The sequence below is a fragment of the Actinacidiphila sp. bgisy144 genome (assembly GCF_057708105.1).
This window is the reverse complement of sequence record NZ_JBYIRM010000043.1, coordinates 42,156-56,540: the sequence shown is the minus strand read 5'-3', so window position 1 is coordinate 56,540 and position 14,385 is coordinate 42,156. Positions and strand designations below refer to the sequence as shown.

At 75.3% G+C, this 14,385-nt stretch carries 13 protein-coding genes and 1 riboswitch; of the genes, 8 read left to right on the top strand and 5 right to left on the bottom strand.

Annotated features, from left to right (window positions below):
• Positions 1 to 222 precede the first annotated feature (222 nt).
• Complete coding sequence (locus AC3EVP_RS33370; RefSeq protein WP_435136565.1) at positions 223 to 1,020, bottom strand: TetR family transcriptional regulator; 798 nt, start codon at positions 1,018 to 1,020, stop codon at positions 223 to 225.
• Between the two features lie 104 nt (positions 1,021 to 1,124).
• On the opposite strand from AC3EVP_RS33370, the gene AC3EVP_RS33365 reads away from it, so the two are divergent.
• Positions 1,125 to 1,277, top strand: coding sequence for a hypothetical protein (locus tag AC3EVP_RS33365; protein WP_200823366.1), 153 nt, complete (start codon positions 1,125 to 1,127; stop codon positions 1,275 to 1,277).
• Between the two features lie 143 nt (positions 1,278 to 1,420).
• Entirely contained in the window at positions 1,421 to 1,636 is a 216-nt protein-coding gene (locus tag AC3EVP_RS33360) for a DUF4190 domain-containing protein (protein WP_335976915.1), read from the top strand.
• A 91-nt stretch (positions 1,637 to 1,727) separates the two neighbouring features.
• Here the strand turns inward: AC3EVP_RS33360 and AC3EVP_RS33355 are convergent, their stop codons facing one another.
• Positions 1,728 to 3,203 carry a glycine hydroxymethyltransferase gene (locus tag AC3EVP_RS33355; protein ID WP_335976398.1) on the bottom strand — a complete coding sequence of 492 codons (1,476 nt, stop codon included), beginning with the start codon at positions 3,201 to 3,203 and terminating at the stop codon, positions 1,728 to 1,730.
• Between the two features lie 27 nt (positions 3,204 to 3,230).
• Positions 3,231 to 3,321: riboswitch (ZMP/ZTP riboswitch) on the bottom strand.
• A 129-nt stretch (positions 3,322 to 3,450) separates the two neighbouring features.
• Between AC3EVP_RS33355 and AC3EVP_RS33350 the strand changes: the two genes are divergently transcribed.
• The 5 genes from AC3EVP_RS33350 (at position 3,451) to AC3EVP_RS33330 (ending at position 10,193) form a co-directional block, all read left to right on the top strand.
• Positions 3,451 to 4,461: an enoyl-CoA hydratase/isomerase family protein gene (locus tag AC3EVP_RS33350; protein WP_435136561.1), complete on the top strand. Its 1,011-nt coding sequence runs from the start codon at positions 3,451 to 3,453 to the stop codon at positions 4,459 to 4,461.
• Between the two features lie 140 nt (positions 4,462 to 4,601).
• Entirely contained in the window at positions 4,602 to 5,342 is a 741-nt protein-coding gene (locus AC3EVP_RS33345; protein ID WP_335976392.1) for a class I SAM-dependent methyltransferase, read from the top strand.
• Positions 5,343 to 5,619: 277 nt separating this feature from the next.
• Entirely contained in the window at positions 5,620 to 6,690 is a 1,071-nt protein-coding gene (locus AC3EVP_RS33340) for a LacI family DNA-binding transcriptional regulator (protein ID WP_435136558.1), read from the top strand.
• Between the two features lie 316 nt (positions 6,691 to 7,006).
• On the top strand, positions 7,007 to 8,914 hold the full coding sequence (locus AC3EVP_RS33335) for a ricin-type beta-trefoil lectin domain protein (RefSeq protein WP_435136555.1): 1,908 nt from the start codon (positions 7,007 to 7,009) through the stop codon (positions 8,912 to 8,914).
• A gap of 301 nt (positions 8,915 to 9,215) precedes the next feature.
• Positions 9,216 to 10,193, top strand: a complete 978-nt coding sequence (locus AC3EVP_RS33330) for a lysylphosphatidylglycerol synthase transmembrane domain-containing protein (protein ID WP_435136552.1) — start codon at positions 9,216 to 9,218, stop codon at positions 10,191 to 10,193.
• A gap of 76 nt (positions 10,194 to 10,269) precedes the next feature.
• Here the strand turns inward: AC3EVP_RS33330 and AC3EVP_RS33325 are convergent, their stop codons facing one another.
• The gene (locus AC3EVP_RS33325) at positions 10,270 to 11,967 is read right to left on the bottom strand and encodes a bifunctional 3'-5' exonuclease/DNA polymerase (protein WP_435136549.1); all 1,698 of its coding nucleotides are present in this window, start codon (positions 11,965 to 11,967) and stop codon (positions 10,270 to 10,272) included.
• Positions 11,968 to 12,102: 135 nt separating this feature from the next.
• Entirely contained in the window at positions 12,103 to 12,507 is a 405-nt protein-coding gene (gene trxA / locus AC3EVP_RS33320; RefSeq protein ID WP_435136546.1) for a thioredoxin, read from the bottom strand.
• Positions 12,508 to 12,629: 122 nt separating this feature from the next.
• Here trxA and AC3EVP_RS33315 point away from each other — a divergent pair, with 122 nt between their 5' ends.
• On the top strand, positions 12,630 to 12,884 hold the full coding sequence (locus AC3EVP_RS33315) for a hypothetical protein (protein ID WP_335976379.1): 255 nt from the start codon (positions 12,630 to 12,632) through the stop codon (positions 12,882 to 12,884).
• Between the two features lie 55 nt (positions 12,885 to 12,939).
• Here the strand turns inward: AC3EVP_RS33315 and AC3EVP_RS33310 are convergent, their stop codons facing one another.
• Complete coding sequence (locus AC3EVP_RS33310; protein ID WP_435136542.1) at positions 12,940 to 14,331, bottom strand: citrate/2-methylcitrate synthase; 1,392 nt, start codon at positions 14,329 to 14,331, stop codon at positions 12,940 to 12,942.
• Positions 14,332 to 14,385 lie beyond the last annotated feature (54 nt).

Sequence of the window (14,385 nt, the reverse complement as noted above, 5' to 3'; positions counted from 1 at the left end):
CTGCCCGCCGGGGGACGTTCCAGCAGCCTACGCGTGATCTGGCGCGTTTCGACCACCGGCTGTCGCGTTCCGTCCTCCCGTACGGCGGTCGTCCGCCCCATGATCGGGGGGCGGCATCTCTGGGAGCCGCGGCGCACGAGAGGGGCGCGGGCCGGCGGGGGAGAGCCGGTGCGGAAGCGGGCCGAGGTCCGTACCGACTCCAAAAGGCCCAGTTCGCGCCCCTCACGTCCGCCCCGGCAGCCCCGGGCGGCCCCGTGCCGTCGACCGGTCTGTTCGTCCCGCCTGGTCTGCCCGGTCTGCCCGGTCCGGCGCCGGGTCGAGCCAGTGCAGCCGGCCCACGCTGATGATTTGCATCCGCAGCCGGGCCGCGGCCATGATCCGCTCCCGCGCGGCCGCGTCGCCGGGCGGCGCCTCCAGCAGTTCGGCCGCGGTCGCCACCATGTGGTCGACGTGGAGCCCGGCGAGCACCCGCAGTTCGGCCCCCGACCAGCCGGCCGACGCGGGCTGCACGGCCAGCCCCGCCGCCACCTCGTCGGTGAACCGGTCGAGTTCGGCCGCGATCGCCTCCCGTACCGGCCGCACCCCGCCGTGCCGCTCGCGCGCGATGAAGCGGACGTGCGGGCGGTGCTCGTCGACGTACGCCGCCGTGAAGGTGACGCTCCGGTCGATCAGGGCGTCGGGCGCGCTGCCGTCGGCGCCGTCGGCGAGGGTCGCGCGGACCACCTCGTGCAGGCTACCCAGCGCCTCGCCGACCAGGGCGACGCCGAGGCCGTCCATGTCCGGGAAGTGGCGGTAGAAGGCGGCGGGCGAGACACCGACCTCCCGGGTCAACTCGCGCAGGCCCAGGCTGCTGAGGTTCTGGTGCTCCAGCAGGCGCAGGCCCGCGTCCAGCAGCGCCTGCCGGGTCTGCTGCTTCTGCGCCCGGCGGGTGCCCGGCCGGGGTTCCCCGGTGCCCGGTCCCGGTCCCGGCCCCGGCCCTGATCCTGGCTGCGGCCGCGGGCCGTCGGAAGTGTGACTCATGTCATTCAGTAAACAACCGTTCTCCGACTTTGGCCACCGTACACTGGAGAAGTCAGTGAACAACTGTCATCCGAAATCTCGAACTCGCTGGAGGTGCAGCAGACATGAGCCTCGTCGTCCTCCTGCTGGGGATGGGCATCCTGATGGGTGCCGCCGCCCACACCTCGCTCACGGTCTTCACCGTCCTCGCCGCCGCCATCGCGGCCTGGCTGCTCGGTTTCGCCGTCCGCGAGGGCATCGCCCGCCGCCACCGCTGAGCGGGCGCCCGACCGACGCCCGGAAGAACCCACCGTTTTCCGAGAGGAACACCGTGAACACCGCAGCGCACCCCGTCAGCGCCGCCACCCCGGCCGCCCCCGCGACCCCGGCGGTCTCCCGCAACGTCCGCGACGCGGACGGCATGGCGGTCGCCTCCTTCCTGCTCGGCCTGCCCGGACTGCTCGTGCTCAACGTCGTGCTCGGCCCGGTCGCCGTCGTCCTCGCACTCGTCGCGTTCGCCCGCGGCACCCGCCGCCGCGGCCGCGCCGCCCTCGGCCTGGTGCTCGGCGTGGCCGACCTGGCCGTCATGGTCGCGGTCACCGTCGCCAACCACGGCGTCATCTGGTCCTTCACCTGAGCGGCCCGGCGCAGCACCCCACACCGCGAACGGCCCGCCCCTCGTACGGATCGACGTACGAGGGGCGGGCCGTTCGGCGTCCCGGCGGGCGTCAGCTCAGGTCGATCCCCGGGTAGAGCGGGAAGCCCGCCAGCAGGTCCGAGGAGCGCGCCGCGACCTGCTCCGCGACGGCCGGGTCCAGCACGTAGTTCGCCTTCGAGGTGCCGCCCTTGGCCGCGGCCGCGGGCGTGGCGGCGGTCAGCACCGTGTCGATCAGGCCGGCGATCTCGTCCATCTCCGGCGCGCCCAGCCCCCGGGTGGTCAGCGCCGGGGTGCCGATCCGGATGCCGGAGGTGTACCAGGCGCCGTTCGGGTCCTGCGGCACCGAGTTGCGGTTGGTGACGATGCCCGCGTCCAGCAGCGCGGCCTCCGCCTGGCGGCCCGTCAGGCCGTAGGAGGAGACGTCGATCAGCGCGAGGTGGTTGTCGGTGCCGCCGGTGACCAGCGTCGCGCCGCGCCGCAGCAGGCCCTCCGCGAGGGAGCGGGCGTTGTCCACCACGGCGTGCGCGTACGTGCCGAACTCCGGCCGGGCCGCCTCCGCGAGTGCCACCGCCTTGGCCGCCATCACGTGCGGCAGCGGGCCGCCGAGCACCATCGGGCAGCCGCGGTCCACGTGCTCGGCGAGCGCGTCGTCGCACAGCACCATGCCGCCGCGCGGACCGCGCAGCGACTTGTGCGTGGTCGTGGTGACGATGTTCGCGTGCGGCACCGGGTCGAAGTCGCCGGTGAGCACCTTGCCCGCGACCAGCCCGGCGAAGTGCGCCATGTCCACCATCAGCGTCGCCCCGACCTCGTCGGCGATCTCGCGCATGATGCGGAAGTTGACCAGCCGCGGGTAGGCGGAGTAGCCCGCGACCAGGATCAGCGGCCGGAACTCGCGGGCGGCGGCGCGCAGCGCGTCGTAGTCCACCAGGCCGGTCGCCGGGTCGGTGCCGTAGCTGCGCTGCTCGAACATCTTGCCCGAGATGTTCGGCCGGAAGCCGTGCGTGAGGTGGCCGCCGGCGTCCAGCGACATCCCCAGCATCCGCTGGTTGCCGAAGTCGGCGCGCAGTTCGGCCCAGTCCGCCTCGGACAGGTCGTTGACCTGGCGGGCGCCGGCCTTCTCCAGCGCCGGGCGCTCCACCCGCTGCGAGAGCACCGCCCAGAACGCGACGAGGTTCGCGTCGATGCCGGAGTGCGGCTGCACATAGGCGTGCGCGGCGCCGAAGACGGTGCGGGCGTGCTCGGCGGCGAGCGACTCCACGGTGTCCACGTTGCGGCAGCCGGCGTAGAAGCGGCGGCCGACGGTGCCCTCCGCGTACTTGTCGCTGAACCAGTTGCCCATCGCCAGCAGCACCGCGGGAGAGGCGTAGTTCTCGCTCGCGATCAGCTTCAGCATCTCGCGCTGGTCGGCGACCTCGGCGGCGATCGCGTCGGCGACCCGCGGCTCGACGCTCCGCACGACCTCCAGCGCGCTGCGGAACGCGGTCGAGGCGACAGAGTCGCGCTGCGGGGAGGCGGAGTGGGAGGGGACGGACGGCTCGGCCATGGCGGGGTCCTCCGGAGGTTTCGGCAACGGGGTGGCCCAGGCGTACGGCACTTCGGTCCAGAACGAGCCGCTTCCCGATGGTTGCACCCATCCCAGCACGCCAGTCACGGCTCACCGGCAGCGTATCAAGGCGGAGGTCCGCCGCGTAGGGTCGGTCCGGGGCCGCCGCCGGGGCGGCCTCCTTACGGCGGGGGCCGGGCCGGCGCGGCGCGCCCCCGGTGCGGACGGCGAGCGGCGGGAGCGGCGGATGGGAACGGCACGGGCCTCGGCATCGGTACGGGGCGAGGTCACCGCCGCGGGCGCGGGCGTCATCGCATTGGACCGGCCCCGCGCGCTCAACGCGCTGGACCTGGACATGGTCCACGCGATCGGCGCGCTGCTGCGCGGCTGGCGGGAGGACCCGGCGGTACGCGCGGTGGTGGTGCGCAGCACCTCGCCCAAGGCGTTCTGCGCCGGCGGCGACATCGTGGCGATGCGCGCCGCGGGCATGGCCGGCGACGACGCGGCGGTCCGTGCGTACTTCAGCGCCGAGTACGCGCTCAACGCGCTGATCGCGCGCTACCCGAAGCCGTACACCGCGCTGGTCGACGGCTACGCGATGGGCGGGGGCCTGGGGATCTCGGTGCACGGCTCGGCGCTGGTCGCCACCGAGCGGGCGGTGCTGGCGATGCCGGAGACGGCGATCGGCTTCTTCCCCGACATCGGCGCCACCTACTTCCTGCCGCGGCTGCCCGGCGCGGTCGGCTGGTACCTCGGGCTGACCGGCGCCCGGCTGACCGGCGCCGCGGCCGTCGGGTGCGGCCTGGCCACGCACTACGTGCCCGCCGCCGAACTGCCCGCGCTTCAGGAGGCCCTGACCGGGCCGGACGGGGGCGCGCCGGACGCGGTGCTGGCGCGGTTCGCCGTGCCCGCCCCGCCCGCCGAACTCGCCGGGCGCGGCGCGGTGATCGAGCGCTGCTTCGGCGCGCCGGACCTGGACCAGGTGCGGGAGCGGCTGGCCGCGGCGGCCGCCGGCGGCGGCGCGGACGACCGCGCCTGGGCCGAGGACGCCCGCGCGCTGCTGGACCGGGCGAGCCCGATGAGCCTGGACCTGACCTTCCGGATGCTGCGCGAGGGAGAGGGCGCGAGCCTGGAGCAGTGCCTGGCGAACGAGTTGGAGAACGCCTGCCGCACCGCCCGGCAGCCCGACTTCCACGAGGGCGTGCGCGCGGCCCTGGTGGACCGGGACCGCACCCCGGTCTGGGCGCCCCGGCCGTAGCCGCGGTGTGAGCATTCCGTCGTTCCGCCATATGAGACGTCGGTATCACCATGTGGGCGGATCGGCGTACGCTGGCACCCGACGGCACCGGACCGCCGCCGTCGGGCGGCCGGCGGTGGCCGCGGGACGATTGGAGCGCCATGCCCCGGGAATGGGACGCCAGGACGTACGACTCCCTGCCGCTGCCGCACCTCGGCTGGGGGCGGCGCACGCTAGGGCGGCTGCCCCTGCGCGGTGGCGAACGCGTGCTGGACGCGGGCTGCGGGACCGGGCGCGACACCGAGGGGCTGCTCGACCGGCTGCCGGACGGCCGCGTCGTCGCCGTGGACGGTTCCGCCCAAATGCTGGACAGGCTGCGGGAGCGGCTGGCCGGGCGGCTGGACCAGGTGGAGGTCGTGCTCGCCGACCTGACGAAGCCGCTGCCCTTCGAGGGCGAGGTCGACGCGGTCTTCAGCGTCGCCGCCTTCCACTGGATCGAGGACCACGCCGCGCTCTTCGCCGCGCTCGCCGAGCGGATGCGGCCCGGCGCCCGCCTGGTCAGCGACTGCGGCGGCCGCGGCAACATCGCGGCCATCAACGCCGCCGTCGCCGACGTCACCGGCACCCCCTCCGACACCTGGGAGTTCGCGGGCGTGGACGACACCCGCGAGCGGCTGGCCGCCGCCGGGTTCACCGACATCGACGTGCGGCTGCGGCCCGACCCGGCGGTGTTCGAGCGCGGCGAGCAGCTGGAGGCGTTCCTCGCCACCCTCATCCTCGGGCCGCGGCTGGACGCCATGGCCGAGGACGACCGTGAACCGTTCGTCAAGGCGGTCGCGGCGCGGCTGGCCGAACCCGTCGCGGACTACGTCCGGTTGGAGATCTCCGCGGTGCGCGGCTGAGGGGTGCTTCCTGGGCGGGCGGCGCGTGGGCAGGAGGCCGGCGGGCAGGGGGCGCCGGCGGTGGACCGGCGGCGCGGGTGGGGCGAGGCGGGCACGGTGGGCGCGGTGGCGGGGGCAGGAGCGGCTCAACCGGTTGAGCCCGCGGCGCCCTGACGCGCCCCCACTTGCCGCCTGCGACAGCACCTGCGGACCGGTTCAGCGTTGTTAAGCTGGGTGGCCCGTCCGCCGCACCCGGCCCGCCCGCGGGCCCCATACCGCCCGAGGCCGTATGCCCCCCGTGTCGTCGCCCGTGCCCCCCGCCTCGCCCCGCAAGCGCCCCACGATCGCCGACATCGCCGCGGCCGCGGGCGTCTCGAAGGGCGCGGTGTCCTACGCGCTCAACGACAAGCCCGGCGTGTCCGAGGGCACCCGCGCGCGGGTCCTGGAGATCGCCGCCCGGATGGGCTGGCACCCCAGCAGCGCCGCCCGCGCGCTGTCCGACGGCCGCTGCGGCGCGATCGGCCTGGTGGTGGACCGCCCGGCGTGGGTGCTGGGCATCGAACCGTTCTTCATGCGGCTGATCTCCGGGGTCGAGGCCGGGCTCGCGGCCACCGGCACCGCGCTGCTGCTCCAGGTCACCGAGGACGTCGGCGCGGAGGCGGCGGCGTACCGGCGCTGGTGGGGCGAGCGGCGGGTGGACGGGGTGCTCCTGGTGGACCTGCGCGAACCCGACCCGCGGCCCGGGCTGCTCGCCGAACTCGGCATGCCCGCCGTGGCGGTGGGGCACGCCGGGCGCCTGTCGGGGATGCCGTCGGTGTGGATCGACGACGCGGTCGCGGTCCGCGAGACCGTGGCCTACCTCGCCGCCCTCGGGCACCGCGAGGTCGCCCGGGTGGCCGGGCCGCCGCACTTCGTGCACACCCGCGAGCGCAGCGAGGCGTTCGAGGCCGCCGCCGAGGAGTTCGGGATCGGCGGGGTCACCTGCGTCTACACCGACTACACCGGCGAGGGCGGCGCCCGGGCGACCCGGCGGCTGCTGTCGGGCACCCGGCGGCCCACCGCCGTCGTCTACGACAACGACGTGATGGCCGTCGCCGCGCTCGGGGTGGCCCAGGAGATGGGGGTGCCGGTGCCGGGCGAACTGTCCCTCGTCGCCTGGGACGACAGCGAGCTGTGCCGGCTGGTGCACCCCGCGCTGACCGCGGTCAGCCGCCATGTGCCCCAGTACGGCCGCCAGGCCGCGGAGGTACTGCTCGCGCACATCCGGGGGGAGCAGGCTGCGGGCGCGGCCCCGTTGGAGCCGCCGGTGCTGGTGCCGCGCGGGAGCACCGCCCCGGCGCGGTCGGTGGACGGCGCGGCATCGGCCTGAGCGGCACCGGCCTGAGCGGCATCGACCCGAGCTGGCCAACGCCCTTTTGTTTCACGGTGTTTCAGTGCGCCGATGCATGTGTGGGCCCTTGACGGCCCGGAACGGCGCGAGTTAAATCACGTCGCGATAAAAGTCGTGAAACAAGTCCGGGAACAGCTGATGAGCGCAGGCGTGCGGGCCCCCTCGCCGCATGGCTGCCTCGCCCGGACTGCGGACGTACGGGCGTACGCCCCGCTCACGGCACCGCGCGCACGCCCGTACGCCCGCACGCCCCCCATGTCAGCCCATGCCACATTGCCGAGAAGGGCAACGAACCATGAGCGCAGCAACACGCCCCCGCGCGGGCGCAACCCGGATGCGGCGCACCCTCGTCGGGGTGGTGACGGCCGCCGCCGCGGCCGTCGCGCCGATGCTCGCGGCGCCCGCCACCGCGCACGCGGCCGGCGAGAGCGTCCAGGTCTACCTGACCACCACCAGCGACTCCGGCGGCCGGAACGTCACCAAGGGCCTGGAGCAGCAGGCCCCGCTGGCCTTCTCCGCCGGCACCGGCGGTTCCGGTCAGCAGGTCACGGTCGACGAGAACACGCAGTACCAGCAGTTCACCGGCGGCGGCGCGTCGTTCACCGACACCGCCGGCTACCTGCTGGGCTCCAGCGGCGCCCTGTCGGCCGCGACCCGCGACTCGGTCATGAAGAAGCTCTTCGACCCCGTCGACGGGATCGGCCTGGACTTCCTGCGCAACCCGATGGGCGCCTCCGACCTGGCCCGCAGCAGCTACACCTACGACGACATGCCGGCCGGCCAGACCGACCCGTCCCTCGCGCACTTCTCCATCGCCCACGACCAGACCGACATCCTGCCGCTGACCAAGCAGGCCGAGCAGATCAACCCGGACGTCACGGTGATGGCCACCCCGTGGACCCCGCCGCCGTGGATGAAGGACAACGACAGCTATGTGCAGGGGTGGCTCCAGGCGCAGTACTACGGCGCCTACGCGCAGTACTTCGTGAAGTACATCCAGGCGTACCAGGCCGCGGGCGTGCCGATCGACTACGTCTCGGTGCAGAACGAGCCGACCGTCGGCGGCGACTACCCCGGCGCGAACTGGAACGGCTCCGGGCTCGCCTACTTCACCAAGAACGACCTGCTCCCGGCGCTGCACACCGCGGGCCTGTCCACGAAGGTGCTCGCCCTGGACTGGAACCCCGACTCGTACGACAGCTACGCCGCGCCCACCGTCGACGACGCCGCGATCCGCGACGACCCCAACTTCGGCGGCATCGCCTGGCACGGATACGAGGGCAGCACCAGCGAGCAGACCACGATCCACGACAAGTACCCGGACGTGCCGGACTTCGACACCGAGCACTCCGGCGGCACCTGGATCGGCAACCAGCAGAAGGAGGACATGGAGAACCTGATCGACTACACCCGCAACTGGGGCCAGAGCTGGGTCAAGTGGAGCCTGGCGGTCGACCAGGACATGGGCCCGCACAACGGCGGCTGCGGCACCTGCACCGGCCTGGTCACCGTGCACAACGGCGACAGCCGCAGCGGGCAGGTCGACTACACCATCGAGTACTACACGATGGGCCAGCTGACGAAGTTCGTCCGGCCCGGCGCCCACCGGATCAGCTCCGACGACAACTCCACGATCCGCAACGTCGCCTGGCGGAACCCGGACGGCTCCAAGGCGCTGATCGCCTACAACGAGTCCTCCTCCGCCCAGCCGGTCACCGTCGACTGGGGCGGCGAGCACTTCACCTACACGATGCCCGCGGGCGCCTCGGCCACGTTCACCTGGTCCGGCACCCAGAGCAGCGGCGGCACCTCCTCCGGCCACACCGGCACCATCACCGGCTACGGCGGCAAGTGCGCCGACGTCGCCGGCGGCAACTCCGCCAACGGCACCGCGGTCCAGCTCTACGACTGCAACGGCACCTCCGCCCAGCAGTGGACCGCGAGCGGCAACACCCTCCAGGCGCTGGGCAAGTGCCTGGACGTCACCTCGGCCGGCACCGCCGACGGCACCCCGACGCAGCTGTACGACTGCAACGGCACCGCGGCCCAGCAGTGGACCCGCGGCCCGAACGGCGAACTGGTCAACACCGGTTCGGGCAAGTGCCTCGACGCCACCGGGCCGAGTTCGGCCAACGGCACCAGACTCCAGATCTGGAGCTGCACCGGGGCCGCCAATCAGCAGTGGACGGCGCCCGCCGCCTGATCCACTGCCCGCAACGGCCGGGTGGCGGACCTCTCACCGCCGCCCGGTCGCGCTGAGGGAAGAGCCGCCGGTCCGCGTCACCTCGCGGACCGGCGGCCGCAACTGCTCCCGCCTACCGGGCCTTCTCGGCTCCGCCGCCTGGCCGGCCCCCCTTGCGGGGGAAGGCGTACCTGTGCGCGCGAAATCCCCCGGTCGACTGATGTTCCCCAGCGCTTTGACCCAAGTGGCCCTGGGCGGGTAGGAGAGCGGCTCCACCAGGTCCTAGCCTGGAGCAGCCGTCCCCACGCGCCGAGGAGTCGCCGTGTCCGTCGCACGCACCGATGGAGCCCTTTGGCAGCGCGCCTCCGTGCGGTCCACGGCGATGGCCCTACCGCTCGCCGCCGTCGCGGTCCTGCTGGTCAGCAAGTGGACGGTCATCAACTCCGGTGCGGGGCGGCTGGGTTCGGCCGACGGCGAGTGGCTCTCGGTCGCCTGCCTGGCCGCGGTCATGACCTGGGTGTTCTCCGCCGTCGCGCTCCAGGGCGCCGTGGTGCGCGCGGTCCCGCCCGGGCGGCTGCTGGCCGCGCAGTTCGCCGCCTCGGCCGCCAACCACGTGCTGCCGGCGGGCGTCGGCGGGAATGCGGTGAACCTGCGCTTCCTGGTCCGGCGCGGCATGACCCCCACCGCCGCGCTCGCCGCCCTCGCGGTGCGCGCGGCCGCGGCCGTCGCCGGGCGGATCGCGCTGCTGCTGGTGGCGCTGCTGGTCTTCCCCGACGCCCTGCACATCCGCCGGGTGGTCGCCGGGCGGCCCGCGCTGCCGGACCACCCGCTGCTGCTGGCCGTCGGCGGTACCGCCGCGGTCGTCGGGATCGTGCTGCTGCTGCGCTACGCCCGCCGGCTGGGCGCCCGGCTGCGCGGCTTCCTCACCTCGGTCGTCCAGGACGTGCGGGCGGTGCACCGCGACCCGGCCCGGGCCGCCGCCCTGTGGGGCGGGTCGCTCTGCTTCCCGCTGATGCACGGCGCGGTGGTCGTCGCGGTGATCCGCGCGGTGCACGCGCCCGTGCCGGTCAGCGGCGCCCTGGTGGCGTACCTGTGCGCGAGCACCGCCGCGGGCTGGCTGCCGACCCCGGCCGGAATCGGCTCGCTCGACGCCGCGCTGGCGCTGGCCCTGGTCACCGCGGGCGCCTCCGGGGTCGCCGCGACCTCCGCCGTCCTCGGCTACCGCCTGCTCACCACGTGGCTGCCGCTGGTCCCCGGCGCCGTGGTCCTCGCGGTGCTGGTCCGCCGCGGCGAGCTGTGAGGCCCGCGGTCCGGGGCTCATCGCCTGGGGCCCGGCTTCGGGGCCCGGGGTCCGGTGCGCGCGGCGGCAGGCGGCGTTACTTCGCGTCCGCGTAGCACTCGACGGCGTGCGTCTCCAGCGGGAAGGGCACCGGGGTGGCACCGAAGACGAGGCGGCGGGCCTCCTCGCCGGCCTCGGTGACGGCCGCTTCGACGGCCGGGGCCAGGTCGGCGGGCACATGGACGACGACCTCGTCGTGCTGGAAGAGCACCAGCCGCGGCTGCGGGCCGATCACGGCCAGCCGCCTGCGCAGCGCCGCGAGCATCGCCAGCGCCCAGTCCGAAGCGCTGGCCTGGATCACGAAGTTGCGGGTGAAGCGCCCCCAGGAGCGGGCGGCCCGCAGGTTCGGCGAGGAACTGTCCCCCGGGTCCTCGGCCGCCCCCGGCTCCGCACCGTCGGCGTCGAGGAACCGGCCCGCCGACGGGGTGGGCGAGGTGCGGCCGAGCCGGGAGCGCACGACACCGCCCGCCTCACCGGTGCGGGCCGCCGCCTCCACCAGGGCGAGCGCGGTCGGGAAGCGGCGCCGCATGACCGCCAGCAACTGCCCGGCCTCCCCGCTGGTCTGCCCGTACATCGCCGCGAGCAGCGCGATCTTCGCGCGCGGCCGGTCACCGGCGAACGCGTCCAGGGCGAGCGCCGCGTACAGGTCGCCGCCGGACGCGGCCCTGGCCAGCCCGGGGTCACCGGACAGCGCGGCCAGCACCCGCGGTTCGAGCTGGCCGGCGTCGGCCACCACCAGCCGGTGCCCGGGATCGGCGACCACCGCGCCGCGCAGCAGCCGCGGGATCTGCAACGCCCCGCCGCCGCGCGTCGCCCACCGCCCCGACACCACCCCGCCGACCACGTACTCCGGCCGGAACCGGCCGCCGCGCACCCACGCCTCGCGCCACGCCCAGCCGTGCGCGGCATGGATACGGGACAGCTCCTTGTACCGCAGCAGGAGTGCGGCGGCGGGGTGTTCGACCTCGCGCAGCTCGTGCGAGCGGGTGGTGCGCAGCGGCACCCCGAGCCGGGCGAAGGCGGGCAGCACCTGCGCGGGGGAGTCGGGGTTGACCGGGCGGCCCAGCGCCTGCTGGATGCGCCGGGTGAGGTCGCCCAGGACGGCGGGGCGGGCGCCGCCGGCCGGGCGGGCGCCGAGCAGGCCGGTGAGCAGTTCGTCGTGCACGGCCGCGCTCCACGGCAGGCCGTCGCGGCCCATCTCCACCGCGGCCAGCGCACCGGCGGACTCCGCGGCGCACAGCAGCAGGGTACGGTCCGGGTGCCCGCTCCCGGCGATACGGCGCCGCTGGTCGGCGTAGACCGCGATCAGCGCGGCCAACGGGTCGGTGTCCGGCGGCAGATGGTGCCGGTCGGCCGCGAAGAGCACCGGCTGGTCGTCGGCGCCGGGCTCCGGCGCGTCCGCCGGCTCGGGCAGGTCGTGCAGCCGCGCCCAGGCCGCGCCCAGGGAGCGCGGCCGCGCGTGCCACCCGGCCATGCCCAGCAGCAGGGACTCCACGAGTTTCACGTCATGGCAGCGGCCCGGCCGTACCGCGGCGCGCTCCAGCAGCCATGGATAGATCTCGTCGGTGGCCGCCCACACCCAGCGCGGCCGCTCGGCCGCCTCGCGCCGCGCCACGGCCGCGGCCAGGTCGGGCACGGCCTGCACCGGCCCCGCCGCACCCCCGTCCGCCGCGAGCGCGCACCACCGACCGCCGGACCCCACCGGGTCCGCGACGACGGCCACCACACTCTCCACACCCCGACCTTAGGTCCGACCACTGACAGTGCCGTGTCCCGGGGTCTTCGCGCAGGTCACCCCGCCCGGACGGCACGTCGGCCGCCGGGCGGGGCGGGGGAGAGGGCAGGGCTGGGGAGGGCGGGGGTGCGGGGCTCAGGCGGAGGCGCCGCCGGCCGCCTCGCCCCCGGACGCGCCGCCGGCCTGGGACTCGGCGACCGCCTTGCGCACCTCGGCCATGTCCAGCGCGCGGGCCTGCGCGATGACGTCCTCCAGCGCGGGCTCGGGCAGTGCGCCCGGCTGCGCGAAGACCGCGACCTTGTCCCGCACGATCATCAGCGTCGGGATCGACTGGATCTGGAAGGCGGCCGCCAGCTCCGGCTGCGCCTCGGTGTCGACCTTCGCGAAGACCAGATCACCGTGCTTGTCCGACGCCTTGTCGTAGACGGGCGCGAACATCCGGCACGGCCCGCACCAGGCGGCCCAGAAGTCGATGAGGACGAAGTCGTTGGCGGACACGACCTCGTCGAAGTTCTCCTTGGTCAGCTCCACAGTGCTCATGACTGTCGCAACGGCCGTGGCCCGCCGGAAATTCCGGCCCCGCGCGGCGCGGCCGTCACTCGTTCGTGTGCCGCGTCGGCCGCCGCAGTGGCTGTACCCGACTCGTCCTCGTTGATCGGCGTATGGCAGCAACGAAGTGGGTTCGCCAGGATCTGACGGTCAGCGGCACCGCCGCGACCCCGGCCGCGGGGACGCCGGCGGCCTGGCGGACGGGGAGCGCGCCCGGCCCTGGCGTAACGGTTCTGCAGGCGCCGGACGCGCCGCTGTTCTCGGCCCTGGTCGCCCAGTGGCAGTCCGCCGGGCGCATGGTGCCCGGCCAGATCGACGCCGAGTGGGCCGAGCTGGTCGGGCGCGTCCCCCGGCTGACCGGCGTGTGAGCCCGGGCGGGGCGGGGCAGGTCGGGCGCGTCCCGGCCGTGCCGTTCGGCGCCGGTCAGCGCGGGTCGGGCCGGGGGAGCGGGCAGCCGGGGCGCGGACCGGCGTAGGCGCCGATCAGCCGCATCCGCAGCGGCGGCTCCGCGTACTCCTCCAGGGCGTGGGCGATCCAGCCCGCGGTCCGGGCGACCGCGAAGACCGTCTCGCCCGCCTGCGGCGGCATCCCGTGGGACACGGAGAGCACGCCGAGCGCCAGGTCGACGTTCGCGTGCAGGTCGCGGTGGCGGGCGGCGGCGGTGGCGACCACGTCGCGGGCCGCGCCGAGCGCGTCCGCGGCGGCCGGCACCTGGTCCAGCAGCGCGAACAGGGCGAGGGCGCGCGGGTCCTCGCCCCGGTAGAGCCGGTGCCCCAGGCCCGGGACGCGCTGCCCGGCCCGCAGGTACTCCGCGACGACCGGCCCGGCGCCGCCCTGCACCGCGACCTCGGCGAGCATGCGGTGGGCCAGCGCGCTGGCCTGCCCGTGCAGCGGCCCGTCCAGGGCGCCGAGCCCGGCCGAGACGACGGCGTAGGGGTGCGCGCGGGCGGAGGCCGCGACCCTGGCCGCGAGCGTGGACGCGGCCAGGTCGTGGTCGATGAGCAGCGACAGCGCCGTGTCCAGGACGCGCAGCGCCGCCGCGTCTGCCGGGGCGGCGGTCAGCTTCGGCCACAGCCGGTGCGCGAGCGGGCCGCCGCCGGGGTCGGCGCGGCCGACCGGCGGCAGCGCGTCCACCAGTGTGGCGATCAGGCTGCGCGCGGTGCCCAGGACCGCGGGCTCGGACAGGTCGAAGCGCAGCGGGTCCGCGCTCGCCGCCGCCGCGACGGCGACCCGCAGCCGGTCCATCGGGCCGCTCCCGGCCGGCAGCGCGCCTGCCGTCGTCCGGGCGGCGGCCAGCGGCGCGGGGGCGGCGGTGAAGCGGGTGCCGGGCCGCAGCGCGCCCGTCCACAGCCATTCCGCGATCTCCTCGTAGGCGTACTCCCCGGCGAGTTCGACCGCGTCGACGCCCCGGAAGAAGTACCGCTCCGGGCCGATCAGGGTGATGCCGGTGCGCAGCCGGCCCCAGCCCTCGGTGGTACCGCCGCCCGGCGCCGCGCCCGGTTCCCGCACCGCGGGCGGCGCGGCAGCCGCCGGGTCGGGCTGGGCCGCCGGGCGCCCCCGCCGGGCGAGGGCGGCGACCTGCGCAGGGTCGAAGGTGCTGCCCCGGCCGCCCTGCGCGCGGCGGCTGTCCAGCAGTCCGCGGGAGACGTACGCGTACAGCGTCTCCGGCTTCACCCCGAGCCGCCGGGCCGCCTCCCGGGTGCTGATCCGCGCCGGCGGCTGCGGTCCGGCCGGTTCGCCGCTGCCGTCGGTGCCCCTGCTGCCGTCGGCGCGCGCGTCCTGCGGCTCCGGCTGCCCTTCCTGCTCCCTCGTCATGGGCCCCACCGTATCTGTACATCTGTACTGGACGGGTCTTCATATTGATGAAAT

Excerpts from the sequence above, each read along its gene's own strand:
- AC3EVP_RS33370 (WP_435136565.1), bottom strand. The coding sequence starts at position 1,020 with ATGAGTCACACTTCCGACGGCCCGCGGCCGCAGCCAGGATCAGGGCCG.
- AC3EVP_RS33345 (WP_335976392.1), top strand. The coding sequence starts at position 4,602 with ATGCCCCGGGAATGGGACGCCAGGACGTACGACTCCCTGCCGCTGCCG.
- AC3EVP_RS33335 (WP_435136555.1), top strand. The coding sequence starts at position 7,007 with ATGAGCGCAGCAACACGCCCCCGCGCGGGCGCAACCCGGATGCGGCGC.
- AC3EVP_RS33355 (WP_335976398.1), bottom strand. The coding sequence starts at position 3,203 with ATGGCCGAGCCGTCCGTCCCCTCCCACTCCGCCTCCCCGCAGCGCGAC.
- AC3EVP_RS33315 (WP_335976379.1), top strand. The coding sequence starts at position 12,630 with ATGGCAGCAACGAAGTGGGTTCGCCAGGATCTGACGGTCAGCGGCACC.
- trxA (WP_435136546.1), bottom strand. The coding sequence starts at position 12,507 with ATGAGCACTGTGGAGCTGACCAAGGAGAACTTCGACGAGGTCGTGTCC.
- AC3EVP_RS33360 (WP_335976915.1), top strand. The coding sequence starts at position 1,421 with ATGGCGGTCGCCTCCTTCCTGCTCGGCCTGCCCGGACTGCTCGTGCTC.
- AC3EVP_RS33310 (WP_435136542.1), bottom strand. The coding sequence starts at position 14,331 with ATGACGAGGGAGCAGGAAGGGCAGCCGGAGCCGCAGGACGCGCGCGCC.
- AC3EVP_RS33350 (WP_435136561.1), top strand. The coding sequence starts at position 3,451 with ATGGGAACGGCACGGGCCTCGGCATCGGTACGGGGCGAGGTCACCGCC.
- AC3EVP_RS33365 (WP_200823366.1), top strand. The coding sequence starts at position 1,125 with ATGAGCCTCGTCGTCCTCCTGCTGGGGATGGGCATCCTGATGGGTGCC.